27 protein-coding genes and 1 riboswitch are annotated in these 23,364 nt (G+C 70.4%); of the genes, 15 read left to right on the top strand and 12 right to left on the bottom strand.

All coding sequences use genetic code 11. The annotated features are described in order from the left end of the window. Positions 1 to 2: 2 nt before the first annotated feature. Positions 3 to 296 (bottom strand): metal-sensitive transcriptional regulator, encoded by a 294-nt coding sequence (locus ACY1JX_RS09655; protein ID WP_181753681.1) that lies wholly within the window; start codon positions 294 to 296, stop codon positions 3 to 5. Positions 297 to 389: 93 nt separating this feature from the next. Here ACY1JX_RS09655 and ACY1JX_RS09650 point away from each other — a divergent pair, with 93 nt between their 5' ends. Further along, the gene (locus ACY1JX_RS09650; protein ID WP_181753683.1) at positions 390 to 818 is read left to right on the top strand and encodes a PaaI family thioesterase; all 429 of its coding nucleotides are present in this window, start codon (positions 390 to 392) and stop codon (positions 816 to 818) included. Between the two features lie 53 nt (positions 819 to 871). Then, a riboswitch (ZMP/ZTP riboswitch) is annotated at positions 872 to 959 on the top strand. Positions 960 to 1,010: 51 nt separating this feature from the next. Next, positions 1,011 to 2,255 (top strand): phosphoglycerate dehydrogenase, encoded by a 1,245-nt coding sequence (gene serA / locus ACY1JX_RS09645; protein WP_241732814.1) that lies wholly within the window; start codon positions 1,011 to 1,013, stop codon positions 2,253 to 2,255. A gap of 141 nt (positions 2,256 to 2,396) precedes the next feature. Here the strand turns inward: serA and ACY1JX_RS09640 are convergent, their stop codons facing one another. From ACY1JX_RS09640 to ACY1JX_RS09620, 5 genes are all read right to left on the bottom strand, one after another. Continuing rightward, on the bottom strand, positions 2,397 to 3,182 hold the full coding sequence (locus ACY1JX_RS09640) for a Sir2 family NAD-dependent protein deacetylase (protein ID WP_286930620.1): 786 nt from the start codon (positions 3,180 to 3,182) through the stop codon (positions 2,397 to 2,399). Beyond that, positions 3,179 to 3,322: a hypothetical protein gene (locus ACY1JX_RS09635; protein ID WP_286930618.1), complete on the bottom strand. Its 144-nt coding sequence runs from the start codon at positions 3,320 to 3,322 to the stop codon at positions 3,179 to 3,181. Before ACY1JX_RS09635 ends, ACY1JX_RS09640 begins: the two co-directional genes overlap by 4 nt. A 71-nt stretch (positions 3,323 to 3,393) precedes the next feature. Beyond that, positions 3,394 to 3,918, bottom strand: a complete 525-nt coding sequence (locus tag ACY1JX_RS09630; protein WP_286930617.1) for a DUF1697 domain-containing protein — start codon at positions 3,916 to 3,918, stop codon at positions 3,394 to 3,396. Positions 3,919 to 4,033: 115 nt separating this feature from the next. Further along, complete coding sequence (locus ACY1JX_RS09625; protein ID WP_462563848.1) at positions 4,034 to 6,055, bottom strand: oxidoreductase; 2,022 nt, start codon at positions 6,053 to 6,055, stop codon at positions 4,034 to 4,036. After that, positions 6,052 to 6,465, bottom strand: a complete 414-nt coding sequence (locus ACY1JX_RS09620; protein WP_462563847.1) for a nuclear transport factor 2 family protein — start codon at positions 6,463 to 6,465, stop codon at positions 6,052 to 6,054. Before ACY1JX_RS09620 ends, ACY1JX_RS09625 begins: the two co-directional genes overlap by 4 nt. Positions 6,466 to 6,498: 33 nt before the next feature. Here ACY1JX_RS09620 and ACY1JX_RS09615 point away from each other — a divergent pair, with 33 nt between their 5' ends. After that, positions 6,499 to 6,726 carry an SCO4848 family membrane protein gene (locus tag ACY1JX_RS09615; protein ID WP_462563846.1) on the top strand — a complete coding sequence of 76 codons (228 nt, stop codon included), beginning with the start codon at positions 6,499 to 6,501 and terminating at the stop codon, positions 6,724 to 6,726. On the opposite strand, the gene ACY1JX_RS09610 is transcribed toward ACY1JX_RS09615, so the two are convergent. After that, entirely contained in the window at positions 6,695 to 7,234 is a 540-nt protein-coding gene (locus ACY1JX_RS09610) for a PadR family transcriptional regulator (protein ID WP_462563845.1), read from the bottom strand. The two genes, ACY1JX_RS09615 and ACY1JX_RS09610, sit on opposite strands and share 32 nt — an antisense overlap. A 94-nt stretch (positions 7,235 to 7,328) precedes the next feature. On the opposite strand from ACY1JX_RS09610, the gene ACY1JX_RS09605 reads away from it, so the two are divergent. From ACY1JX_RS09605 to ACY1JX_RS09595, 3 genes are read left to right on the top strand one after another with little or no spacing between them, the layout of a single operon-like run. Beyond that, complete coding sequence (locus ACY1JX_RS09605) at positions 7,329 to 8,204, top strand: ABC transporter substrate-binding protein (RefSeq protein ID WP_462563844.1); 876 nt, start codon at positions 7,329 to 7,331, stop codon at positions 8,202 to 8,204. A gap of 4 nt (positions 8,205 to 8,208) precedes the next feature. Continuing rightward, positions 8,209 to 9,072, top strand: coding sequence for an ABC transporter permease subunit (locus ACY1JX_RS09600; protein ID WP_181753698.1), 864 nt, complete (start codon positions 8,209 to 8,211; stop codon positions 9,070 to 9,072). Next, a complete protein-coding gene (locus ACY1JX_RS09595; RefSeq protein WP_078699705.1) occupies positions 9,072 to 9,803 on the top strand; it encodes an amino acid ABC transporter ATP-binding protein in 732 nt (243 codons plus the stop codon). Before ACY1JX_RS09600 ends, ACY1JX_RS09595 begins: the two co-directional genes overlap by 1 nt. Before the next feature lie 128 nt (positions 9,804 to 9,931). Here the strand turns inward: ACY1JX_RS09595 and ACY1JX_RS09590 are convergent, their stop codons facing one another. Next, positions 9,932 to 10,765 carry an alpha/beta fold hydrolase gene (locus ACY1JX_RS09590; RefSeq protein WP_462563843.1) on the bottom strand — a complete coding sequence of 278 codons (834 nt, stop codon included), beginning with the start codon at positions 10,763 to 10,765 and terminating at the stop codon, positions 9,932 to 9,934. A 170-nt stretch (positions 10,766 to 10,935) separates the two neighbouring features. Here ACY1JX_RS09590 and ACY1JX_RS09585 point away from each other — a divergent pair, with 170 nt between their 5' ends. From ACY1JX_RS09585 to ACY1JX_RS09575, 3 genes are read left to right on the top strand one after another with little or no spacing between them, the layout of a single operon-like run. Then, a complete protein-coding gene (locus ACY1JX_RS09585; RefSeq protein WP_462563842.1) occupies positions 10,936 to 12,099 on the top strand; it encodes a CaiB/BaiF CoA transferase family protein in 1,164 nt (387 codons plus the stop codon). Next, a complete protein-coding gene (locus ACY1JX_RS09580) occupies positions 12,099 to 13,241 on the top strand; it encodes an acyl-CoA dehydrogenase family protein (protein WP_462563841.1) in 1,143 nt (380 codons plus the stop codon). Before ACY1JX_RS09585 ends, ACY1JX_RS09580 begins: the two co-directional genes overlap by 1 nt. Positions 13,242 to 13,281: 40 nt before the next feature. Beyond that, on the top strand, positions 13,282 to 13,647 hold the full coding sequence (locus tag ACY1JX_RS09575) for a VOC family protein (RefSeq protein WP_286930604.1): 366 nt from the start codon (positions 13,282 to 13,284) through the stop codon (positions 13,645 to 13,647). Between the two features lie 27 nt (positions 13,648 to 13,674). Here the strand turns inward: ACY1JX_RS09575 and ACY1JX_RS09570 are convergent, their stop codons facing one another. Beyond that, the gene (locus tag ACY1JX_RS09570; RefSeq protein WP_286930603.1) at positions 13,675 to 14,064 is read right to left on the bottom strand and encodes a TA system VapC family ribonuclease toxin; all 390 of its coding nucleotides are present in this window, start codon (positions 14,062 to 14,064) and stop codon (positions 13,675 to 13,677) included. Then, positions 14,061 to 14,291 (bottom strand): hypothetical protein, encoded by a 231-nt coding sequence (locus ACY1JX_RS09565; RefSeq protein WP_286930602.1) that lies wholly within the window; start codon positions 14,289 to 14,291, stop codon positions 14,061 to 14,063. The genes ACY1JX_RS09570 and ACY1JX_RS09565 overlap by 4 nt, the downstream gene beginning before the upstream one ends. Before the next feature lie 81 nt (positions 14,292 to 14,372). On the opposite strand from ACY1JX_RS09565, the gene ACY1JX_RS09560 reads away from it, so the two are divergent. After that, on the top strand, positions 14,373 to 15,362 hold the full coding sequence (locus ACY1JX_RS09560; RefSeq protein WP_462563840.1) for an alpha/beta hydrolase: 990 nt from the start codon (positions 14,373 to 14,375) through the stop codon (positions 15,360 to 15,362). Positions 15,363 to 15,452: 90 nt separating this feature from the next. Continuing rightward, complete coding sequence (locus tag ACY1JX_RS09555) at positions 15,453 to 16,016, top strand: hypothetical protein (RefSeq protein ID WP_462563838.1); 564 nt, start codon at positions 15,453 to 15,455, stop codon at positions 16,014 to 16,016. Between the two features lie 28 nt (positions 16,017 to 16,044). Here the strand turns inward: ACY1JX_RS09555 and ACY1JX_RS09550 are convergent, their stop codons facing one another. Continuing rightward, positions 16,045 to 16,758, bottom strand: a complete 714-nt coding sequence (locus tag ACY1JX_RS09550) for a MerR family transcriptional regulator (protein ID WP_286930599.1) — start codon at positions 16,756 to 16,758, stop codon at positions 16,045 to 16,047. A gap of 49 nt (positions 16,759 to 16,807) precedes the next feature. Here ACY1JX_RS09550 and ACY1JX_RS09545 point away from each other — a divergent pair, with 49 nt between their 5' ends. From ACY1JX_RS09545 to ACY1JX_RS09530, 4 genes are all read left to right on the top strand, one after another. After that, positions 16,808 to 17,323, top strand: a complete 516-nt coding sequence (locus ACY1JX_RS09545) for a VanZ family protein (RefSeq protein ID WP_462563837.1) — start codon at positions 16,808 to 16,810, stop codon at positions 17,321 to 17,323. Between the two features lie 118 nt (positions 17,324 to 17,441). Continuing rightward, complete coding sequence (locus ACY1JX_RS09540; protein ID WP_462563836.1) at positions 17,442 to 18,656, top strand: acetyl-CoA C-acetyltransferase; 1,215 nt, start codon at positions 17,442 to 17,444, stop codon at positions 18,654 to 18,656. A gap of 32 nt (positions 18,657 to 18,688) precedes the next feature. Continuing rightward, on the top strand, positions 18,689 to 20,881 hold the full coding sequence (locus tag ACY1JX_RS09535) for a 3-hydroxyacyl-CoA dehydrogenase NAD-binding domain-containing protein (RefSeq protein WP_462563834.1): 2,193 nt from the start codon (positions 18,689 to 18,691) through the stop codon (positions 20,879 to 20,881). Positions 20,882 to 21,034: 153 nt separating this feature from the next. Next, positions 21,035 to 21,898, top strand: coding sequence for an aldose 1-epimerase family protein (locus ACY1JX_RS09530; protein ID WP_286930595.1), 864 nt, complete (start codon positions 21,035 to 21,037; stop codon positions 21,896 to 21,898). Here ACY1JX_RS09530 and ACY1JX_RS09525 read toward each other — a convergent pair. Next, the gene (locus ACY1JX_RS09525; RefSeq protein WP_462563833.1) at positions 21,877 to 23,334 is read right to left on the bottom strand and encodes an amino acid permease; all 1,458 of its coding nucleotides are present in this window, start codon (positions 23,332 to 23,334) and stop codon (positions 21,877 to 21,879) included. The genes ACY1JX_RS09530 and ACY1JX_RS09525 overlap by 22 nt on opposite strands. Between the last annotated feature and the right edge of the window lie 30 nt (positions 23,335 to 23,364).

The raw sequence follows: 23,364 nt of genomic DNA, 5'->3' as shown, positions 1-23,364 counted from the left end.
CCTCAACTCCTCACGAGACGCGCGATGGCGTCGGACGCTTCCTTGATCTTCAGGTCGGCCTCGGGGCCGCCCTTGGCGGCGGCATCGGCGACGCAGTGGGCCAGGTGCTCGTCGAGCAGCTTCAGCGCCACCGCCTCGAGTGCCTTGGTGGTCGCGCTGATCTGGGTCAGCACGTCGATGCAGTAGGTGTCGGACTCGACCATGCGGTTGATCCCGCGGACCTGGCCCTCGATGCGGGCCAGCCGCTTCAGGACGGCCGCCTTGTCGTCGGCGTATCCGGGATGTTCATGGCTCATGTCTCGACCATACCCCTAGGGGGTACCCGTATCAAGTCCCGAACGGCCCACGCGGCGGACGAAGGCGGTGCGGCCTCATTTAGAGTCCCCTGCATGAGCGAAGTTCCCGGACTGGACGGAGTGCTCGGTGTCGAGCACGTCGAGCTGACTCCCGAGAAGGTGGTGGTGCGCTTCACCATCACCGACCGCCACCTGCAGCCCTTCGGCATCCCGCACGGCGGCATCTACTGCGCGGTGCACGAGTCGACCGCGAGCATGGCCGGCCAGATCTGGCTGGGCACGAAGGGCGTCGTCGTCGGCACCAACAACTCCACCGACTTCCTGCGCCAGGCGCGCAACGGCGACACCATCACCGTCACGGCGACGCCGATCCACCGCGGCCGCACGCAGCAGCTGTGGCACCTGGACTCGGTCAACCAGGACGGGAAGCTCATCGCGCAGGGCCAGGTGCGCCTGGCGAACCTCGACCAGGAGGTCCCGCCGGAGGCCGTGGAGGCGATGAAGGGCAACCTCGCGCCCTGAGTCCACGCTCCCGGACGTGATCGAGGGATCAGGCCCGAGCCGCTAGGATGGGGTGGTCCGCGCGCGACTGGCGTTGAGGTGGCTACCACCAGGGAGCCGTGGACAGCACGACTTACGGGACCGTTCGCCTGGGCCCCGCGTCAGCCCGATCGACCGCTGACCCGGAGGCCACACACGATGACGATGATGAGCATGAGCTTCGACGTTCACGAACCGATGACCACGATCGACGACCAGGACGTCAAGGTCCTGCTCCTCGAGAACATCCACGCCGACGGCGCGGACTTCCTGCGCAACAAGGGCTACCAGGTCGAGACGCGCAGCGCCGCGCTCACCGAGGACGAGCTCATCGAGGCCGTCAAGGGCGTCCACCTGCTCGGCATCCGCTCGACGACATACATCACCGAGAAGGTCCTGGAGAACGCTCCCGACCTGCTCGCGATCGGCGCGTTCTGCATCGGCACGAACCAGATCGACCTCGCCGCCACCAAGCGCCACGGCGTCGCGGTCTTCAACGCGCCCTACTCCAACACGCGCAGCGTCGTCGAGCTGGCGATCGCCGAGATCATCTCGCTCGCCCGCCGCCTGCACGAGAAGTCCACCGCCATGCACGGCGGCGTGTGGAACAAGTCGGCCGCCGGCAGCCACGAGGTGCGCGGCCGCACGCTCGGCATCGTCGGCTACGGCAACATCGGCAGCCAGCTCTCGGTCATCGCCGAGGCGCTCGGCCTGTCGGTCGTGTTCTACGACATCGACGACAAGCTCGCGCTGGGCAACGCCAAGAAGTGCGCCACGATCGACGAGCTGCTCGCCATCTCCGACGTCGTCTCGCTGCACGTCGACGGCCGCCCGGGCAACGCGGGCCTGTTCGGCGACGAGCAGATGCGCGCGATGAAGCCGCGCTCGCTGTTCCTCAACCTGTCGCGGGGCATCGCCGTGGACACCTCGGCGCTGCGCCGCCACTTGGAGTCGGGCCACATCGCCGGCGCCGCCCTCGACGTCTTCCCCGTGGAGCCGAAGGCCCAGGGCGACCCGTTCGAGAGCGAGCTGCGCGGCGTGCCGAACGTGATCCTCACGCCGCACGTCGGTGGCTCCACCGAGGAGGCCCAGCAGGACATCGGCCGCTTCGTCGCGTCGAAGCTGCGTGCCTACGCCAAGGCCGGCACGACGAACCTGTCCGTCACGTTCCCCGAGCTGAACCTGCCGAGCGACCCGGCGCGTCACCGCCTCGCGCACGTGCACCACAACGCCCCGGGCGTGCTCGCCACGATCAACACGATCCTGGGCGACCACGGGGTGAACATCGAGGGCCAGCAGCTCGCCACCCGCGGCGAGCTGGGCTACGTCGTCACCGACGTCTCGGCCGAGGTCGGCGCCGACGTGCTCAAGGAGCTCGCCGCGCTGCCCGAGACCGTGCGCCTGCGCCAGCTGAGCTGACCCGGTCTCGATACGCCTGCTCGTTCCTCGCAGCGCTACTCGACCACCGGTGATCGAGTAGCTCGCGAGCGCAGCGAGCGGCGTATCGAGATCATGGCGACGGGGCCCGGTGCTAGTCCTAGCACCGGGCCCCGTCGCGTCTCAGCCCTCGCCGAGGCGCCGCAGGGTCTCGGCGACCCCGTCGTCGATCCGCACCGTGGCCAGCTCGTCGCCGCGGGTCGGGCCGCGGTTGATGATCACGATCTCCATGCCGTCCTTGGCCGCCCGCCGCACGAAGCGCAGGCCGCTCATCACCTGCAGCGACGAGCCCAGCACGACGAGCGCCGCCCCCTCGCGGCCCGCGCGCTCCACGAGTTCGAAGCAGTGGTTCACCTTCGGCTTGGGCACCGACTCGCCGAAGAACACCACGTCAGGCTTGAGCCGGCCGCCGCACTGGGTGCAGTCGGCCACGACGAAACCCGCGGTGTCCTCGAGGTCGACGTCGCCGTCGGGCGCGATCGTGACCTCCTGCTCGGTCCAGCCCGGGTTCAGCGCGTCGAGCCGCGCCTGCACCTCGGTCCGGCTCGTGACGTCGCCGCAGTCGAGGCAGATCACCCGGTCGAGCCGGCCGTGGAGGTCGACGACGTCGAGCGAGCCGGCCTTCTCGTGGAGGCCGTCGACGTTCTGGGTGATGAGCCCGACGAGCCGGTCCTGGCGCTCGGCGAGAAAGCGGTGGGTGAAGTTCGGCTCGGCGCCGCCCATCCGGCTCCAGCCCAGGTGCGCCCTGGCCCAGTAGCGCTGGCGGTTGGCCGGCGAGGCGATGAAGTCCTGGTACGTCATCGGCTGCCGCGGCACCGACTCGGGGCCGCGGTAGTCGGGGATGCCGGAGTCGGTGCTGACGCCCGCGCCGGTGAGCACCAGCCACCGGCGCTCGAACCAGTCGCTCACCCGGCCCCCGGGCGGCGCCGCGCGCCGATGTCGAAGGTGCGCTGCTCCAGTGCCTCAGAGCGTGACGCCAGCGCATCGAAGCGGGCGTCCACGGCGAACCCCACCAAGGTGATGATCGACTCCAGGTCCATGACGGGCACTCCTCCAGTGTGACGGCTGCCGGTGACGATGTCAGCCCGCGACGGTGCCGCGCACCCGCCCGTCCACAGGCTCACACCGTCGCGAGGGTGACCAGCTTCTCGACGGTGTTGAGGTTGCGTCCGGTGCCGTGACTTCCGAGCGTCCGCAGGATCAGCGCGGGCGTCAGCTTCGTGTTCGCGACCCCGTCGGCGTAGCGGATGTGCAGGTCACGGCCGATCACGGCGAGCCGGTCGGGCAGACCGCGGGCCATCAGGGCGTCGACCTGCTCGGCGCTCGGCGGCTCGAGCAGGAAGTAGACGTGGTGCGCCTTGCGCTCGCCCTCGATCGCGAACGGGTGCGCCTCCAGCGCCGCACGCAACTCCTCGGGGGAGCGGCTGATCGCCTCGCGGAAGAACCCGAACCGCTCCTCGATCGCTCGCTCGAGGGCCCGGTCGAACGCCTCCGGCTCGTCGACGTCCACCAGCAGGTTCCCCGACGCGATGAACGTCGAGACGTCCCGCGCGCCGAGCTCCTGCGCGACCTCGCGCAGCTCCGCCATCGGCAGCTTCGAGCCGCCGACGTTCACCGCTCGCAGCAGCACCACTCGTCTGGCCATGTCCCCAGTGTGCTGCGACCGGTGGACAGATTCCCCGGTTACGTGGGTTCTCTCGCACTTACCGGGGATGCGATCCCCGGGAAGTGACAGCAAACCCACGTAACCGGGGAAACCGTCAGAGCCGAGCCGCCAGCTCGGTGGCCTGCCGGATGGCGCGCTTGGCGTCGAGCTCGGCGGCGACGTCGGCGCCGCCGATGACGTGGACGGAGACGCCTGCGGCCTCGAGCGGCTCGACGAGGTCGCGCACCGACTCCTGGCCTGTGCACAGCACGATCGTGTCGGCGGCGATGAGGCGCGACTCGGGGGAGTCGCCGTCGGCGCCGACCGTCACGTGCAGGCCGTCGTCGTCGATGCGGTCGTACCGGACGCCCCCGACGAACTCGACGCCCGAGTCCTTCAGCGTCGTGCGGTGCACCCAGCCCGTGGTCTTGCCGAGGTCCTTGCCGAACGTCGTGGCCTTGCGCTGGAGCAGCGTCACGGCGCGCCTCGGCGGGGCCTTGGTCTTCGTGGCGAGCCCGCCGCGCTCGACCTCGGGGTCGGTGACGCCCCAGCGGGACATCCAGTGCTCGAGCGACTCGCCGGACTCGTGCAGCAGGAACTCCGACACGTCGTAGCCGATGCCGCCGGCACCGAGGACGGCCACCCGCTCGCCGGCGACGGCCTGCTCGCGGATCAGCTGCTGGTAGGTCACGACCGAGGGATGGTCGACACCCGGGATCGCGGGCACGCGCGGCTCGACGCCCGTTGCGATGACCACCTCGTCGAAGTCGCTGAGGTCCTCGACGGAGGCCCAGCGGTTCAGGTGCACCTTCACGCCGCGGCGCTCGAGCATCACCGAGTAGTAGCGAATCGTCTCGGCGAAGTCCTCCTTGCCGGGGATCTGCATCGCGAGGCGGAACTGGCCGCCGATCTCGGGCAGTGCCTCGAACAGCTCGACCTCGTGACCGCGCCCCGCGAGCTCGACGGCGGCCGCCAGTCCCGCCGGTCCCGCGCCGACGACGGCGATCCGCTTCGTGGACCGGGTGGGCAGCAGGACCAGCTCGGTCTCGTGCGCCGCCCGCGGGTTCAGCATGCAGGTGGCCCGCTGGTTCTTGAACGTGTGGTCCAGGCACGCCTGGTTGCAGGCGATGCACGTGATGATCTCGTCGGAGCGCCCGTCGGCGGCCTTGTTCACGAAGTCGGCGTCGGCGAGCAGCGGCCGCGCCATCGAGATCAGGTCGGCCTCGCCGGCGGCCAGGATCGCCTCGGCCTGCTCGGGGGTGTTGATGCGGTTGGATGCGACGACCGGCACCGAGACCTCGGCGCGCAGCTTCGCCGTGACCCACGTGAATGCGCCGCGCGGCACGCTCGTGACGATCGTCGGGATCCGTGCCTCGTGCCAGCCGATGCCGGTGTTGAGGATCGTGACCCCCTCGTCCTCGAGGGCCTTCGCGAGCGCGATGGTCTCCTCCCACGACTGCGCGTCGTCGACGAGGTCGAGCAGGCTGATCCGGTACTGGACGATGAAGTCGTCGCCGACGAGCTCGCGGGTGCGACGCACGATCTCCACCGGGAACCGCATGCGCTTCTCGGCGGACCCACCCCACGCGTCGGTGCGGGTGTTGGTGCGCGCCGCGAGGAACTGGTTGATCAGGTAGCCCTCGGAGCCCATGATCTCGACGCCGGCGTAGCCGGCGCGCTTCGCGAGGGCGGCCGACCGCGCGAAGTCGGTGACCGTGCGGTCGACCTCCTTCGTCGACATCGGGGACACCCGGAACGGCGTGATCGGCGACTTCACCGACGACACGCCCTTCTTGAACGGCGAGTAGCCGTAGCGGCCCGCGTGCAGGATCTGCAGCGCGATCTTGCCGTCGTGCTCGTGCACCGCATCGGTGACGAGACGGTGCTTGTCGGCGTGCCGCTTCCGCGACATCTCCGAGCCGAACGGCAGCAGCCAGCCGCGCCAGCTGGGCGCGAACCCGCCCGTGATCGACAGGGCGACGCCGCCCTTGGCGCGCTCGGCGAAGTAGGCCGCGAGCTTCGGCAGGTCCTTCGCGTGGTCCTCCAGGCCGGTGTGCATCGAGCCCATCACCACGCGATTGCGCAAGGTGGTGAAGCCGAGGTCGAGCGGACTCAGCAGGTGCGGGAACTCGCTCACCGCTGCTGCTCCGCGAAGGCGGCGGCGTCGGCCTGGATCTGCGGGAACTCCGCGGCCATGGCCTCCATGAGGGCCGTGGCGCCCGACATCGGGCGGACCATCACGGTGAACTCGGTGATGAGGCCCTCGTCGTTCGTCGTGATGAAGTCGCAGCCGTTCACGGTGACGTCGCCGATCCTCGTCTCGAAGAGGAGTGCGCTGCGGTTCCCCTCCTCGATGGAGCCCACGTAGTGGAGGTCCTCGAAGACCCGCGCGACCCCGTTGAGGATCGCCGTGGTGATCGCCTTGCCGGGGTACGGCTTGTGGGCGACGGGACTGCGGAACACGACGTCGTCGGCCAGCAGGTCCTCGACCCCGGCCAGGGAGCCGGTGGCGATGCCGCGCTCGACGAGTTCTCGGAAGGCCTTCATGGGCGGGTTCCCTTCGGTGGGGACAATGGAGGGGTGATCGGAAAGCTCGCGTCCTGGCTGCTCATCGCGGCCGGCGTCTTCAACATCGTCATCTGGCCCCGCTTCTTCAAGGCGATCGTCGACGACGACCGCGCGTGGGGCGGGGCGAGGTGGCAGGAGCCGACGTCGTTCTTCTGGGTGCACCTGGTGCTGATCGGCACGGCGATGACGCTGGGCGTGATCGTGCTCGTCATCGGGATCCGCGCGCTTCGAGGACAGTGAGGATCTCGTCGCACCAGGCGATGCCCTGACGCTCGCCGAGGATGCCGCCGCGCAGCGCCAGCCACGAGCCGAGGTCCGGACCGTCGAGCGCGGAGGGATCGGGGTAGAAGCGGGCCTCGCTGGCCTCGTACTCGGCCAGCCGCTCGGCATGGGCGGCGCGACGGGCGCGCGTGTCGGCGAGCACGGTCCGGGCGTCGCGGAAGGCGCGCAGCTTCACGGCGAAGTCGCTGCGCAGCGCCTCGCGCTCGGTCGGCTGGGCGGCCCACCGATCGAGCTCCGCGGCGCCGTCGGGCGTGATCGCGTAGGTCTTCTTGTCGGGTCGGCCGTCCTGCTCCTGCAGGGTGCTCTCGACCCAGCCGGCCTCCTGCATCCGCGCCAGCACCTTGTAGATCTGCTGGTGGCTGGCCGGCCAGAAGTAGCCGATGGAGGCGTCGAAGCGGCGGGCGAGGTCGTAGCCGCTGGCGGCGCGCTCGGTCAGCGACACCAGGATCGCGTGGTCGAGGGCCATGCGGGGAGCCTAGGGCTCGGCCGGACCATATGCAACGAGGTTCATACGTATCCGCACGACGAGACGGTGTCTCGTGCCCATTACGATGGGCACCATGAAGCGATCCCTGCTCGCCGTCCCCCTGGCGCTCATGCTCTCCGTCGCGGCCGGCTGCGCGCCGTCCGACGACTCCGACGACGCGAAGGCGTCCGAGTCCACCGCCTCCGCCTCCGCCGGCGGCGAGTGCGCCGCCGACCAGCTGCCGCTGACCACGTCCGGCAAGCTCACGATCGCCACCGACGACCCCGCGTTCGAGCCGTGGTTCACCGACAACGATCCCAGCAACGGCGAGGGCTTCGAGTCCGCCGTGGCCTACGCCGTGGCCGAGGAGATGGGCTTCACCCGCGACCAGGTGGCGTGGACGAAGGTTCCGTTCAACGTCTCCTACCAGCCGGGCAAGAAGGCCTTCGACTTCGACATCAACCAGATCTCGATCACGGAGGAGCGCCAGAACGCTGTCGACTTCAGCAAGCCGTACTACTCGGCCGCGCAGGCGATCATCGTCCGGAACGACTCCGAGTTCGCCGACGCCTCCAGCCTCGCCGACTTCCGCACCGCCAGCCTGGGCGCCCAGATCGGCACCACCTCGCTCAAGGCGATCGAATCGCTCGAGACCGAGGACGCCCCCCTGGTCTACGACGACACCACCAAGGCGGCCCTCGCCCTGGCCAACGGCCAGGTCGACGGCATCGTGGCCGACCTGCCCAGCGCCTTCTACCTCGTCGCCGCCGAGCTCGAGGACGCCACGATCGCCGGCCAGTTCGAGTTCGACGGCGGTGAGCCCGAGCAGTTCGGTCTCCTGCTGCAGAAGGACAGCGAGCTGACCCCGTGCGTCGACCAGGCGGTCACCGCCCTGACCGAGGACGGCACGCTGGCCGACCTCGAGCAGAAGTGGCTGTCGGCGTCGCAGGACGTCCCCGTCCTGAAGTGACCCGGTGACCCACGACGCGGGGCTCGCGAGCCCTCCCCCTCCGTCCGCTCGGCAGCAGCAGCGCAACGCCTTCCGGCGCCGGCGCACGCTGCGCCGCGTGGTGGTGGGGACGATCTCGAGCCTCGTCGTCCTGGGCCTGCTGGCCTGGGTCGTCACGTCGGCACCGGGCTGGCCCCGCGTCCGCGAGACGTTCTTCAGCGGCTACCACGCCCGCGAGTCCTTCCCCGCGATCCGTGACGCGTTCTGGCTGAACGTGCGGCTCTTCCTCACGGTCGAGCTGCTCGTGCTGCCGCTGGCGCTGCTCGTCGCGGTGGTCCGCGTGATCCCGGCGCCGGCGATGGCGCCCTTCAAGTTCCTCGCCGCCGCCTACACCGACGTGTTCCGTGGCATCCCCACGATCCTCGTCGTGATGCTGGTGGGCTTCGGCTTCCCGGCGCTCGGCCTGGCCGGGGTCCCCACCAGCCTGTTCTGGCTCGGCGTCATCGCCCTGACGCTGAGCTACGGCGCCTACGTGGCCGAGGTGATCCGGGCGGGCATCCTGTCGGTGCACCCCACGCAGTGGGCGGCCGGTCGCGCCCTCGGTCTGGGGTACGGCCAGACGCTGACGCGCGTGATCCTGCCGCAGGCCGTCCGCAACGTCACGCCGCCGCTGATGAACGACTTCGTGTCGCTGCAGAAGGACACCGCGCTGGTGTCGACGATCGGCCTGGTCGAGGCGCTCCGCGCGGCCTCGGTCTACCAGGCCACCACGTTCAACGTGACCTCGCTGTGCGTGGCCGCGCTGTTCTTCATCGTCGTGACGATCCCGCTGGCGCGGTTCACCGACTGGCTCACCATCCGTTCCATGCGTCGTCAGGGAGGCCAGTGATGCTGCGCGTCGAGGGAGTCCGCAAGTCGTTCGGCGACCACGTCGTGCTCGACGGGATCGACCTGACGGTCGGCCGCGGCGAGGTGGTGTGCCTCATCGGAGCGTCCGGGTCGGGCAAGTCCACCCTGCTGCGCTGCATCGACCTGCTCGAGCTGACTGACGACGGCGACATCTTCCTGGGCGACCTCGAGCTGACCGACCCGGCCATCGACGAGAACGCGGCCCGCGCGCGGATCGCGTTCGTGTTCCAGGCGTTCAACCTGTTCCCGCACCTCAGCGTCCTGCAGAACCTCGTGCTGGGACCGCGCCGGGTCAAGGGGGTCTCCCGGTCGCAGGCCACGCGGCGGGCCCACGAGCTGCTCGCGCGCGTCGGTCTCGACGCGAAGGCGGCGGCGTACCCGGACTCGCTCTCCGGTGGTCAGCAGCAGCGGGTCGCGCTGGCCCGGGCGATGGCGATGGATCCCGAGCTGCTGCTGCTCGACGAGGTCACGTCCGCGCTCGACCCGCTGCTCGTGGCCGAGGTGCTCGATGTCGTCCGCGAGCTCAAGGACGAGGGCCGCACGATCGTCATGGCGACGCACGAGATGGACTTCGCCCGCGAGTGCGCCGACCGGATCGTGTTCCTGGCCGAGGGCCGGATCGTCGAGTCCGGGCCGCCCGAGCAGTTGTTCACCGCGCCGCGCGACCCGCGCACCGCGGCCTTCCTGGCCCGCCACTCCGGCGCCCGCTGACGCATCTCGATAGTCCCCCGCGAGCGGGAGGTGCCCCCACGACTCGCTGCGCTCGCCGGCACTCGATCACCGGCCGGGCCGGTGATCGAGTAGCTCGCGAGGAACGAGCGGCGTATCGAGACCAGCGCTCAGGCGACGGAGGAGTCGTCCCGGGCCGCGGTGGCGCGGGCGGTGGTGGCGCGGATCGCCGCGACGACCTGCTCGGGGGAGTCGCCCATGGGCACGTGGCCGCAGTCGGCGAGGGTCACGAACTCCACGCCGCGCATCCGCTTCGCGGCCAGCTTGGCCTGCGACTTGTGCAGGATGAGGTCCTTGTCGCCCCACGCGATCGTGATCGGCACCCTGGCCGAGCCGCGGAACGACTCGGGACTGGTGAAGCCCAGCGGGAAGCAGCGGATGAAGTAGCGCCAGAAGCCCTGGCCGTGCCTCATCGCGAGGGCGTCGCCGTAGACGCGCTCGGCGGTGTAGCGGTCAGGGTGGCTGTAGAGCGAGAAGCCGATGAGGCGGCGACCGATCGGCAGGCGCGAGACCGCCCGCAGGACCCGCTTCGGCAGGTACGAGCCCAACTTGAGCGGCAGCAGGGTGACGGTGGCCTGCAGGAGGCTCCACGGCCGGAAGTAGCCCGCGGGGGACAGGCAGGTGGCCGAGCGCACGTCGCCGCGCTGGGCGAGCGCGATCGAGAGCAGTCCGCCGAGCGAGTTCCCGACGACGTGGGGGCGGTCGACTCCCCAGGCCGTGAAGTTCTCCGCAATCGCGGCGGCCACGTTCTCGGCCGAGTAGCCCGTGCCGTGGGGCAGGGGCGGCGAGTCGCCGAGACCGGGAAGGTCGGCGGCGATGACGTCGTAGTGCCGTGCCAGCTCGTCGAGGACCGGCTCGTACGCGGCGCGGCGGTGCCCGATGCCGTGCAGCAGGACGAGCGGCTCGCCCTGGCCGCGTCGTGTGTAGGCCATCTCGCTCAACATTGGGGACTCCTCAGGCTCACCCACCGGACGCCCGCCCGATGTGACATCGACGATGTCGCATGCAGCATCGCACAGATTTCGCCGGGTGTGAACGGGACCACGCGGGCCCGCCCCGCGAGGCCGCGGCACCGCGGTTGCCACTGTGACAGCGATGGTGTCAGAATCACGGCGTGACCCAGAGCACAGGACCCCTCGCCGGGGTGCGCGTCGTCGAGATCGTCGGGATCGGCCCGGGCCCGTTCGCGGCCATGCTGCTCGCCGATCTCGGTGCCGACGTCATCCGCATAGATCGACCGGGCGGCAACGCCCTGCAGGTCGCGCCGCCCGAGCGCGACGTCCTGGGCCGCAACCGGCCCAGCGTGGCCATCGACCTCAAGCACGAGCAGGGTGTCGCAATGGTGCTCGACCTCGTCGAGCGTGCCGACATCCTGATCGAGGGATTCCGTCCCGGGGTGATGGAGCGCCTCGGGCTGGGACCCGAGGTCGCCCTCGCGCGCAACCCGCGCCTCGTCTACGGCCGGATGACCGGCTGGGGCCAGAGCGGCCCGCTCGCCGACGCCGCGGGACACGACATCAACTACATCGCGGTCGCCGGCGGGCTGGACCCGATCGGCCGTGCCGGCGGACCCCCGCAGGTCCCGCTGAACCTGCTGGGCGACTTCGCGGGCGGGTCGATGTACCTCGTCACGGGCGTGCTGGCCGCCCTCACCCACGCGCGCGGCACCGGGCAGGGCCAGGTCGTCGACGCGGCGATCACCGACGGCGTGGCGCACCTGCTGTCGATGACCATCAGCATGCAGCAGTCGGGCGCGTGGTCGCCGCGCCGCGGCACGAACCTGCTCGACACCGGCGCCCCGTTCTACGACGTCTACGAGACCTCCGACGGCTACTGGATGAGCGTCGGCGGGCTCGAGCCGCAGTTCTGGTACGCCATGCAGGAGGTCTTCGCCTCCGTCGGCCTGGGCGACCTGCCCGACCGCAACGACCCGAAGAACTGGGCCGACCTGCGCGACACCCTGCGCACGTGGTTCCTCAGCCGCACCCAGGAGGAGTGGACCACCCTCTTCGCCGGCACCGACGCGTGCGTCGCACCCGTCATGCCGACGGAGGAGGCCTACGAGCACCCGCACAACGTCGCCCGCGGCACCTACGTCTCGGCGTTCGGCATCACCCAGCCCGCTCCCGCTCCGCGCTTCTCGGCGACGGAGACCGGGATCCACCGCGCCCCGGAACGCCCGGGCGCCAGCACCCGCGAGGCGTTGACCGCGTGGGGCATCGAGGACGTGGACGACCTCATCGAGAGCAAGGTCGCCGTCCAGGACGAGGAGAACTGATGGAACGCACCCTGTTCGAGCCCGAGCACCAGTCGTTCCGCGACACCGTGCGCGTCTTCCTCGAGAAGGAGGTCGTGCCCCACCACGACGAGTGGGAGCGCGAGGGCATCGTCCCGCGCGAGGTGTGGACGCGGGCCGGCGAGCTGGGCCTGCTCGGCTTCATGATGCCCGAGGAGTTCGGCGGTGGCGGCGTCTCGGACTTCCGCTACAACGCGGTGCTCCAGGAGGAGCTCACCCGCATCGGCGCCAGCGGTGTCGGCTTCGCCCTGCACACCGACCTGGTGTCGGGCTACCTGCTCAGCTACACGAACGACGAGCAGAAGCGCCGCTGGTTCCCCAAGTTCGTCTCCGGCGAGATGATCACCGCGATCGCGATGACCGAGCCGGGCACCGGGTCCGACCTGCAGGGCATCAAGACCACGGCGGTCCGCGAGGGCGACCACTACGTCGTCAACGGCGCGAAGACCTTCATCACGAACGGCATCAACGCCGACTTCGTGATCGTCGCGTGCAAGACCGATCCCGACGCCGGCGCGATGGGCGTCTCGCTGATCGTGCTCGAGCGCGGCATGGAGGGGTTCGAGCGCGGCCGCAACCTCGACAAGCTGGGGCTCAAGGCGCAGGACACCGCCGAGCTGTTCTTCGACGACGTCCGCGTACCGGTGGAGAACCTGCTCGGCGAGGAGGGCCGCGGCTTCGTCTACCTCATGGAGAAGCTGCCGCAGGAGCGCCTGACGATCTCGGTGGTCGCGGCGGCCGCGTGCCGCGCCGCGATCGACATGACGCTGGAGTACGTGAAGTCGCGCCACGCGTTCGGCAAGCCGATCGGGTCGTTCCAGAACACGCGCTTCGTGCTGGCCGAGCTCGAGACCGAGCAGCGCATCGCGCAGGTGTTCGTCGACCGCAGCATCGAGGCCCTGAACGCGGGCACCCTCTCGATCGACGACGCGGCCGCGGGCAAGTGGTGGACCACCGAGCTGCAGAAGAAGACCGTCGACGCGTGCCTGCAGCTGCACGGCGGCTACGGCTACATGAGCGAGTACCCGATCAGCAGGGCCTACCGGGACACCCGCATCCAGACGATCTACGGCGGCACCACCGAGATCATGAAGGAGATCGTCGGCCGGTCGCTGGGCATCTGACGCTGGGCATCTGACCCTCGGGGTTTCGTACGATGCCCGCATGGGGGTACGGAGCAGCTTCGCGATCCTCTCGACGCGGGACCTCCCGCGACTCGAGGCGTTCTACCGTGACGCCTTCGGCGCCGAGCGCACTTACGCGTTCGAGGCCGGGGGCCGCGACGTGTACGTCGCCCTGAGCATCGGTGACTCCGCTCTCGGCCTCGGGCTCGACGAGGACCTGGCGGCCGAGCCCGTCGGCGCCGCGCTGTGGCTCTACGTGGACGACGTCGACGCGGCGTACCGGCGGGCGCTCGAGGCCGGCGCGACGAGCATCGCCGAGCCCGACGTGATGCCGTGGGGCGAGCGGGTCGCGCAGGTGCGCGACCCCGGCGGCTTCGTGGTGCATCTGGGCGCCGCGGCGGACTGATCCCTGCGGGAGCCGCCGAGCGCTCGGTCAGGTCAGCAGATCGACACGCTCGGACGCCTCGGCGAGCGCTCGGTCGAACGTGACCAGACGGGCGCCCCGGCTGGCGGCGAGCCCGAGGAGGTAGGCATCGGTGACCTGTCGATGCCCGACGACATGATCCAGCGGCGTGTCGGCGTAGGACGTGGCGTCGGGCCAGAAGGCGCACCGGCCCGAGGCGTACAGCGCCGAGAGGACGGCCTGCGCGGTGGACGGGCTCTCACCGAGGCGGACGAGGAAGCGCACCAGCGCGCCCTCGACGACGGGACAGAGCGCGAGCTCCACGCCGGACCCCGCCCAGGCGGCCGCGGCCCGGTGGTGCTCGTGCTCCGCGACGGTGAGCGCGATGAGGACGTTCGCGTCGAGCAGGTGTGCCGTCACTCGTCGTCCAGGGCGTCGGCGACCTCGGCCGACGTGATGGTTCGCCCGATGGAGATCACCGGGAGACCGCTGACGTGGTCGGTGCTGATCTCGACCGGCTCACCGAGGCAGGCCAGGCCGCGGGTCGTGAGCTCGGCGACGACCGCGGACAGCGACTGGTGGCGCGCTTCCGCGAGTGCCAGCGCACGGCGGTGCACCGCAGGAGGCAGGTCGACGGTGGTTCGCATGGACAGCATCATAGGTGCATCACCCGTGATGCACCAGCGAGATGCGCCCCGCTGGGGACTGATCCGCCCTAGGCTCGGCGCGTGCGCTTCCTTCGAGTCCTCGGTCGGTGGATGGGTCGTGCGGCATTCGGCCTGGCCGCCCTCCTCGGCGCGGTCCTGGTGTGGGCGAGGGTCAGCCCGCGGCCCGGGGTCGCACTGATCAACTGGCTCTTCTCGCTGACCGACACGGGCGAGGTCAAGGGCATGGAGGCCACCGGCGTCGTCGGACGCACCGGTCTGGCCTACGGCGATGGCCCCGACGAGGTCCTCGACGTCTGGTCGCCGGAGGGAGCCGCCGGGCCGTTGCCGGTCGTCGTGTGGGCGCACGGAGGGGCCTGGATCGGCGGCGGCCGGTCCCAGCCCGCGCCGTACCTGCGCCTGCTGGCCCAGCACGGCTACGTAGGGATCGGCATCGACTACTCGCTCGCTCCGGACCATCCGTACCCGCTGCCGGTGCGCCAGCTGGGGGCGGCGCTGACCTGGATCCGCGAGCACGCGGACGAGTTGGGCGTCGATCCCGAGCGCGTCGTGCTGGCCGGGGACTCCGCCGGGGCGCACATCGCGGCGCAGTACGCGGCTCTCGTCACCAGCCCGGACTACGCGGACCTGCTCGGCATCGAGCCGCCCCTCGAGGCGGACCATCTGGTGGGCACGATGCTGCACTGCGGTCCGTACGACCCGCCGACGGCGATGCACTCGACCGGCTTCGGCGGCTGGTTCGTGCGCACGGTGGGCTGGGCGTATCTCGGCACGAAGGACTTCACCGACCCGCGGGTTCGCGAGTCGTCCGTCGTCGACCACGCCACCGCCGCGTACCCGCCCACCCTGCTCAGCGGAGGCGACGAGGACCCGCTCACGGCGCAGGGTCGCGTCTTCGCGGCACGCCTCGCCGAGCTCGGGGTGGAGCACGAGACGCACTTCCATCCCGGCCTGAACCACGAGTTCCAGTTCGACCTCACGAGACCCGAGGCGCGGCGGGTCCTGACCGCGTCGGTCGACTTCCTCGCCCGCGTGACAGCACGGCACTCCTGAGACTCCTGGTGCGAGTCGCGTCATGGACCCGCTCCTGCCCGGTCTCATGGGGGACGGCGCACCTCGCGCCTGTCGGAGAAGGTGATCCGGATGCAGACCTGGTGGCACACCGCGACCCCCGACGTCCTCGTGGCGCCCGACGGCGACCTCGGGCCCCGATCGGTCCGCGCGTCTCGATTCGTCGACCGTGAGCGGGTGCAGCCGGGGGAGGGCGGACGGCGCCTGTGGGCCCGCCTCGCCGACGTGCTGGCCACCGTCGCCGACGTGCATCCGCTGAGCCTCTACGAGACGTCGGCCGACGACATCACGCTCATGCACGGCGCGTCGATGCACTGGTACGCCACGGCCGGGTCCGAGACGCTCGTCGAGACCGTCGACGCGCTCGGTTGGCGTCGGTTCGCGTTCGTCCCGCCGGCCCGCGCGGCCGCCACCCTGATCGGCTCGTTCGCGACCGGGAGCCCCGGCACCACGGGCCGCTGGCTGGCCTGCACGCTCGCCGACCGCCGCGGGAGCGTGGTGCTCTCCGACGGCATCGACCTCGTGCTGGGCGACCTGCCGCCCGGCTCCGGCCCGATCCGCGAGCCGATGAGCCTCGCCACCGAGGACATCAGCATGCTGCTGCTCGCCCGTCTGCGCGTCCCCGCCGTCGTCTGAGGGACGGCACGGTGACGAGGCGCCCGGCTCAGCTACGGCGTCGCACCGTCTCGCGCTTCTGCTCGTCGACCGCCTGCTCGTACGCCGTCACCAAGGCCTGGATCGTCAGCGGCTTGAAGCGCTCGATCATCGACGTGATGATCTCCGGCGGCTGGCCCGAGGACGTGAGGTACGGCCACACCTGCGTGCGGAAGAGGGCGGTCAGCTCGTCGGCGAGCGCGGTGCCGTGGGCGAGGATCAGCTTTCGGGCCGCGTGGGCCGCGTCGATCGGCAGCTCGGCGTCGAGGAAGCCCATGCCCACCGCGAGGTGGGCGGGAGCGAGGCGGAAGACGTCCTCGTCCGGGGTCGGCTCGATGACTCCCAGGGCGATCAGCAGCTCGAGGTCCTCGTCGGAGAGCTCGCGCCCGGCGCGCTTCTCCAGCGCGGGGCGCTCCAGCGTCTCGGGCAGCTCGGGCATCCAGGGCGCGAGGAGGGTGCGGTGCAGGGCCACCTGGTCGGGACCCGCGTCGGCCGGGATCTTCTCGAGGTATCCCTCGATCGCCTGCAGCGTGAAGCCGTGGGCCTGCAGCTCCCGCACGAGCTCGAGCCGGACGATGTGGTCGGCGCCGTAGTAGCCGTTGCGCCCCGCGCGTCGCGGCGGCGGGATCAGGCCACGGCCGGCGTAGAACCGCACGGTGCGCACGGACATGCCGACCCGCTCGGCCAGCTGCTCGATGCCGATCGACTCGGGGGCGTCGTTCACGCTGTCGAGACTAGCCCGATCCGCCCGCGCCCTGCCCTACGCTCGGCCAATGCAGCAGCCACGGCCCCCGGTGCCCCGCGCCGTGATCGCGCTGGCCGTGCTCTACGTCGTGCTGGCGGCGGCGATCGCCCTGTGGCCCCGGCACGTGGACTCCGGGCTCGGCGTGGAGACCTGGCCGCTCACCACGGCGATCGCCGACGTGCTCTCCGTGCCGGCCTCCCGGGTGGTCGAAGGGGCCGAGGTCCTGGCCAACACGCTGTTCTTCGTCCCCGTCGGTGCGGTGGTGGCGGTGGCGCTGCCGAGGTCCTCGGTGCTGGTCGCCGTCGCCGTCGGCCTCGTGATCGCCGTCGCGATCGAGCTGGCGCAGGGGCTCGGTCCCCTCGACCGCACGGCATCGCTGCTCGACGTGGTCGCCGACGTGGCGGGCGCGGTGCTCGGCTTCGGGGCGGTGCGGGCCGCCTCCAGCGGCTCGCCGGTGGCCCGTGCGGCCTTCGCGATGCTCGCCGCGGTCGTGCTCGTCGTGCTCGGCGTGCTGCTGGCCGGCCTGGTGATCCCCGGCTCCTGAGCCGGTCCGCACGCGTGGATCCTGCTTCGATCCGGTGGAATACTGGGGGTATGTGGCGACTCTGACAGTAATGGTGTCAGAATCATCGCCAACGCTTCCATCCGTTGTGAGGACATCCATGACCGAGGCATTCATCTACGACGCCATCCGTACCCCCCGCGGGCGCGGCAAGAAGAACGGGTCGCTCCACGAGGTCAAGCCGATCTCGCTGGTCACCGGCCTGCTCGACGAGATCAAGGTGCGCAACCCCGACCTCGACCCGAACCAGGTCGACGACGTCGTCCTCGGCGTCGTGTCGCCCGTGGGCGACCAGGGCGCCGACATCGCCCGCACCGCCGTGCTCGCCGCCGGCTTCGGCCAGCAGGTCGCCGGCGTGCAGCTCAACCGCTTCTGCGCCTCGGGCCTGGAGTCGGTCAACCAGGCCGCCTCGCGCGTGAAGTCCGGCTGGGAGGACCTGATCATCGCCGGCGGCGTCGAGTCCATGAGCCGCGTGCCCATGGGCTCGGACGGCGGCGCCTGGGCGATGGACCCCAAGACCTCGCTCGACACCGGCTTCGCGCCCCAGGGCATCGGCGCCGACCTGATCGCGACGATCGAGGGCTACAGCCGGGAGGACGTCGACACGTTCGCCGCCGAGTCGCAGGCCCGCGCGGCCAAGGCGATCGCCAACGGCTACTTCGACAAGTCGATCGTGCCGGTCAAGGACCTCAGCGGCCTGACGATCCTCGACCACGACGAGTTCGTGCGCGAGGGCACCACGGTCGAGTCCCTGTCGGGCCTCAAGCCCTCGTTCGCCGACATCGGCGACCTCGGTGGCTTCGACGCCGTCGCGCTCCAGCGCTACGTCGACGTCGACCGGATCAACCACGTCCACCACGCCGGCAACAGCTCGGGCATCGTCGACGGCGCCTCCCTGGTGCTGATCGGCAACGAGAACGCCGGCGCCCGCCACGGCCTCACGCCGCGCGCCCGCATCGTCTCGACCGCCGTCATCGGCTCCGAGCCCACGATCATGCTGACGGGCCCCGGCCCCGCGTGCCGCAAGGCGCTGGACAAGGCCGGCCTGTCGATCGAGGACATTGACCTGCTCGAGATCAACGAGGCCTTCGCCGCCGTCGCGCTCAAGCTCATGCGCGACCTCGACGACTTCCCGCACGACCGCACCAACGTCAACGGCGGCTCGATCGCGATGGGCCACCCGCTGGGTGCGACCGGCGCGATGATCCTGGGCACGCTCGTCGACGAGCTGGAGCGTCGTGAGAAGCGCTACGGCCTGGCCACGCTGTGCATCGGCGGCGGCATGGGCATCGCCACCATCGTCGAGCGCATCTGATCCGTCCGACCCCACACTTCGAAGGAATACGTATGACTGCAACCGACGCGGTGCGCTACGAGGTCGAGAACGGCATCGTCACCCTGACGATCGACGACCCGAACCAGAGCGCCAACACGATGAACGAGACCTACCGCGCCTCGATGGAGGCGGCGGTGAACCGTCTCGCCGACGAGATCGCCCGTGACGGCGACGCCATCAAGGGCGTCGTCATCGCCAGCGCGAAGAAGACCTTCTTCGCCGGCGGCGACCTCAAGCTGATGACCCAGGCCACCCCGGCCGACGCGCAGACGCTGTTCGACAACGTCGAGTCGATCAAGGCCACGCTGCGCAAGCTCGAGACGATCGGCAAGCCCGTCGTCGCGGCGATCAACGGCGCCGCCCTCGGTGGCGGCCTCGAGATCGCGCTGGCGTGCCACCACCGCATCGCGGCGGAGGGTCGCTACGAGATCGGCCTGCCCGAGGTCACCCTCGGCCTGCTGCCCGGTGGCGGCGGCGTCACCCGCACCACCCGCATGTTCGGCATCCAGGACGCGCTGATGAACGTCCTGCTGCAGGGCCAGCGCAACAAGCCCGAGAAGGCGCTCAAGATCGGCCTGATCGACGAGATCGTCCCGGCCGGCGAGCTGCTGTCCTCGGCGCGCGCCTGGGTCGAGGCCAACGCCGGCAACGAGGAGGCGGCCACCCAGCCGTGGGACCGTCCGGGTCACAAGATCCCCGGCGGCACGCCGAGCAACCCCAAGCTGGCGGCGTTCCTGCCCAGCTTCCCGGCCAACCTCAAGAAGCAGCTCAAGGGTGCGCCGTACATCGCGCCGCGCCACATCATGAGCGCCGTCGTGGAGGGCGCCCAGGTCGACTTCGACACCGCCAGCCGGATCGAGTCGCGCTACCTGGTCAACCTGCTGATCGGCCAGCAGTTCAAGAACATGACGCAGGCGTTCTTCTTCGACCTCGGCGCGATCAACGCCGGTGGGTCGCGTCCGGTGGGCGTCGCGGAGCGCAAGGCCGAGAAGCTGGCCATCCTCGGCGCCGGCATGATGGGCGCGGGCATCGCCTACGAGGCCGCTCGCGCGGGCATCGAGGTCGTCCTGAAGGACGTCAGCGTCGAGGCCGCCGAGAAGGGCAAGAGCTACTCCGACAACCTGCTCACCAAGCAGGTCGAGCGGGGTCGCCTCACGGCGGAGAAGAAGGACGAGATCCTGGCCCGCATCCAGCCCACGGCCGACTACGCCGACCTCGCCGGCTGCGACTTCGTGGTCGAGGCCGTCTTCGAGTCGGTCGAGCTCAAGCACAGCGTCTTCGCCGAGCTCGAGCCGATCGTCAACGGCGACGCGCTGCTGGGGTCGAACACGTCGACGCTGCCGATCACCACCCTCGCCGAGGGCGTCCAGCGTCCCGAGGACTTCATCGGCATCCACTTCTTCAGCCCGGTCGACAAGATGCAGCTCGTCGAGATCATCGTGGGCGAGAAGACCTCCGACGAGGCCCTGGCCCGCGCGATCGACTTCACGAAGCAGATCCGCAAGATCCCGATCGTCGTCAACGACAGCCGCGGCTTCTTCACCTCGCGCGTGTTCGGCACGCTCGTGATGGAGGGCGTCGAGATGCTCGCCGAGGGCGTCGACCCCGTCACGATCGAGCGCGCCGCGCAGCTGGCCGGCTTCCCCGGTCAGCCGCTGGCGATGTCCGACGAGGTCTCGCTGACGCTGCAGCAGAAGATCGAGGGCGAGGCCCGCAAGGCCGCTGCCGCCGAGGGCAAGGAGCTGCCCGTCACGCCCGCGTCCGAGGTCGTCAACAAGCTGGTCGAGCTCGGTCGCCCGGGCAAGGCCGCCGGTGCCGGCTTCTACGAGTACCCGGAGGGCGGCAAGAAGTTCCTGTGGCCCGAGCTGTGGAACCTGTTCGTCAAGGAAGACGTCGACGTGCCGCTCGAGGACATCAAGGAGCGCCTGACGTTCATCATGGCGATCGAGACGGTCCGCTGCTTCGAGGAGGGCGTCATCCGCCAGGTGGCCGACGCCAACATCGGCTCCATCTTCGGCATCGGCTTCCCGCCGGTCCACGGTGGCGCGCTGCAGTACGTGAACGGCTACGAGTCCGCCACGGGCGAGATCGGCGTCAAGGCGTTCGCCGAGCGCGCGCAGGAGCTGGCCGAGAAGTACGGCGAGCGGTTCACCCCGCCCGCGCTGCTGCTCGAGAAGGCCGAGAAGGGCGAGAAGTTCGCCTGATCACACTCCGCACGACGAAGCCCCGGTCCACCTGGACCGGGGCTTCGTCGTGGGTGGTGGTGACCGTGGCGTCGCCACCGACTGATGTGACGTTGATGATGTCGAGGTCGTTTGACGTGCGGCCGGAGGGGTTCGGTGTCTACCGTCGGTGACATGACCTCCCTCGTCCTGCATGACCGCGAGATCACCGTCGCCGTCGCGCCCCACGGGGCGGAGCCCGTCTCGATCCGCGACCAGGACGATCACGAGTACCTCTGGTCGGGCGACGAGCCGTGGCGGCGTCACGCCCCCGTGCTGTTCCCCGTGATCTGCCGCGTGCCCGACGACCGCATCCGGGTGGGCGACCAGACCTTCCCGATGCCGCAGCACGGCTTCGCCCGTGATCGCGAGTGGACCGTGGTCGACAGCACGCACGACCGTGCGTCCTTCGTGCTGGTCGCCGACGAGGACACGCGGCGGCACTACCCCTTCGACTTCGCGCTGGCGGTGACGTACACCGTGGAGGGACGCAGCCTCTCGGTGCAGTACACCGTGGAGAACCGCGGCGACGAGCCGATGCCGTTCGACCTCGGGTCCCACCCGGCGTTCGTGTGGCCGCTCGAGGACGACCAGCCCCGCTCGATGCACCAGGTGCGGTTCGACGAGCCCGAGACGGCCCCCGTGCGCCGGGTGGTGGACAACCTGCTCACCGACGAGCGATTCGACAACCCCGCCTGGGACCACGTGGTGACCCTCAACGACGCGTGGTTCACCGACGGCGCGGTGATCATGCCCGAGGTCGCCAGTCGCGGACTGGTCTACTCCTCCGGAGCCGGTCGCCAGGTCCGGCTGACCTGGGAGGGGTTCACCGGGATCACCCTGTGGTCGGTGCCCGGCGCGCGGTTCGTGTGCATCGAGCCGTGGCGCGGCCGGCCCGCCCCGACCGACTACGTGGGCCAGTTCGCCGGCAAGCCCGGCAACGCGGTGGTGCCGCCGGGCGGGCGCGAGGAGCTGTCCTACCGCGTCGAGCTGCTCTGAGCCAGCCGCGAGTTCCGGCGGCCGTAGGCGAAGTAGATGACGATGCCGATCGCCATCCAGATCGCGAAGCGCTCCCACGTGAGCAGCGACAGGTTCAACATGAGCCAGATGCAGGTCAGGATCGACCCTCCCGCCACGAGGGGTGCGAACGGCACCTTGAACGCCCGCTCCAGGTCGGGCCGCGTGCGACGCAGGATCAGCACGCCGGCCGAGACCAGCACGAACGCGAACAGCGTGCCGATGCTCACCAGATGACTGAGCTCGGCCAGCGGCACGAAGCCCGCGAGGATCGCCACGAAGGCGGTGGTGATGATCGTGATGCGGTGCGGCGTGCCGTACTTCGGGTGCACCTTCGCCAGGCCGCGCGGCAGCAGCCCGTCCCGGCACATCGCGAACAGGATGCGCGACTGGCCCAGCAGCAGCACGAGGATCGTCGTGGTCATGCCGGCGACGGCGCCCAGCGAGATCAGGTTGGCCGCCCACTCGATCCCGTTCGCCGAGAACGCCTCGGCCAGCGGGGCGCCGGTGTTCATCCGGTCGTCGGTGTAGGGCAGCATCCCGGTGATGACGAACGACACGGCCATGTAGAGCACGGTGCAGATCAGCAGGGAGCCGAGGATGCCGCGGGGCACGTCGCGCTGGGGGTTCCTGGTCTCCTCGGCGGTGGTGGCCACCACGTCGAAGCCGATGTAGCTGAAGAACACCACCGAGGCCGCCGCGACGATGCCCATGACCCCGAACGCGGTCGGGGCCATGCCGAAGACAGCCTGGATGAGGGGCTGGTCGGCGCCCTTCGCCAGCTCCTGCTCCTGCGCGGGCGGGATGAAGGGGGTGTAGTTCGCCGCCTTGACGAGGAACAGGCCGGCGACGATGACGAAGAGCACGACCGCGACCTTGATCAGCACGAAGACGCTCGTGACCGAGCTGGACAGCTTCGTGCCGGCGATCACCAGGAACGACAGCAGCACGACGATGCCCATGGCGGCGACGTCCACGACCGCCTCGTCGCCGGCCACCTGGGTGGGCAGTTCGAGCAGCTCCTGGAGGTAGCCAGACCAGCCCCGGGCCACCACGGCCGCGCCGAGGGCCAGCTCGAGCAGCAGGTCCCAGCCGATGATCCAGGCGATGAACTCGCCGAGGGTGGCGTAGCTGAAGGTGTACGCGCTGCCGGCCACCGGCACTGTCGCCGCGAACTCGGCGTAGCAGAGCGCGGCGAGGGCGCAGACGGCGCCGGCGATGAGGAAGCTGATGACGATCGCCGGGCCGGCGTGGTTGTGCGCCTCCTGGCCGGTGAGCACGAAGATGCCGGTGCCGATGATGACGCCGACGCCGAAGACCATCAGGTCGCGGGCGGTGAGCTCCCGCTTGAGTCGGTGCTCGGGCTCGTCCGTCTCCGCGATCGACTGTTCGACGGTCTTCGTGCGGAACAGGCTCATGGCCACGACTCTGGCCCTCCGCGCAGGCGC

This window comes from Aeromicrobium sp. JP4 (assembly GCF_054957925.1).
Note: the sequence above shows the minus strand (reverse complement) of the source record. Positions and strands in the feature narration are given on the sequence as shown.

Excerpts from the sequence above, each read along its gene's own strand:
- ACY1JX_RS09655 (WP_181753681.1), bottom strand. The coding sequence starts at position 296 with ATGAGCCATGAACATCCCGGATACGCCGACGACAAGGCGGCCGTCCTG.
- ACY1JX_RS09650 (WP_181753683.1), top strand. The coding sequence starts at position 390 with ATGAGCGAAGTTCCCGGACTGGACGGAGTGCTCGGTGTCGAGCACGTC.
- serA (WP_241732814.1), top strand. The coding sequence starts at position 1,011 with ATGAGCTTCGACGTTCACGAACCGATGACCACGATCGACGACCAGGAC.
- ACY1JX_RS09630 (WP_286930617.1), bottom strand. The coding sequence starts at position 3,918 with ATGGCCAGACGAGTGGTGCTGCTGCGAGCGGTGAACGTCGGCGGCTCG.
- ACY1JX_RS09620 (WP_462563847.1), bottom strand. The coding sequence starts at position 6,465 with ATGAAGGCCTTCCGAGAACTCGTCGAGCGCGGCATCGCCACCGGCTCC.
- ACY1JX_RS09610 (WP_462563845.1), bottom strand. The coding sequence starts at position 7,234 with ATGGCCCTCGACCACGCGATCCTGGTGTCGCTGACCGAGCGCGCCGCC.
- ACY1JX_RS09605 (WP_462563844.1), top strand. The coding sequence starts at position 7,329 with ATGAAGCGATCCCTGCTCGCCGTCCCCCTGGCGCTCATGCTCTCCGTC.
- ACY1JX_RS09595 (WP_078699705.1), top strand. The coding sequence starts at position 9,072 with ATGCTGCGCGTCGAGGGAGTCCGCAAGTCGTTCGGCGACCACGTCGTG.
- ACY1JX_RS09590 (WP_462563843.1), bottom strand. The coding sequence starts at position 10,765 with ATGTTGAGCGAGATGGCCTACACACGACGCGGCCAGGGCGAGCCGCTC.
- ACY1JX_RS09580 (WP_462563841.1), top strand. The coding sequence starts at position 12,099 with ATGGAACGCACCCTGTTCGAGCCCGAGCACCAGTCGTTCCGCGACACC.
- ACY1JX_RS09575 (WP_286930604.1), top strand. The coding sequence starts at position 13,282 with ATGGGGGTACGGAGCAGCTTCGCGATCCTCTCGACGCGGGACCTCCCG.
- ACY1JX_RS09565 (WP_286930602.1), bottom strand. The coding sequence starts at position 14,291 with ATGCGAACCACCGTCGACCTGCCTCCTGCGGTGCACCGCCGTGCGCTG.
- ACY1JX_RS09555 (WP_462563838.1), top strand. The coding sequence starts at position 15,453 with ATGCAGACCTGGTGGCACACCGCGACCCCCGACGTCCTCGTGGCGCCC.
- ACY1JX_RS09545 (WP_462563837.1), top strand. The coding sequence starts at position 16,808 with ATGCAGCAGCCACGGCCCCCGGTGCCCCGCGCCGTGATCGCGCTGGCC.
- ACY1JX_RS09540 (WP_462563836.1), top strand. The coding sequence starts at position 17,442 with ATGACCGAGGCATTCATCTACGACGCCATCCGTACCCCCCGCGGGCGC.
- ACY1JX_RS09535 (WP_462563834.1), top strand. The coding sequence starts at position 18,689 with ATGACTGCAACCGACGCGGTGCGCTACGAGGTCGAGAACGGCATCGTC.
- ACY1JX_RS09530 (WP_286930595.1), top strand. The coding sequence starts at position 21,035 with ATGACCTCCCTCGTCCTGCATGACCGCGAGATCACCGTCGCCGTCGCG.
- ACY1JX_RS09525 (WP_462563833.1), bottom strand. The coding sequence starts at position 23,334 with ATGAGCCTGTTCCGCACGAAGACCGTCGAACAGTCGATCGCGGAGACG.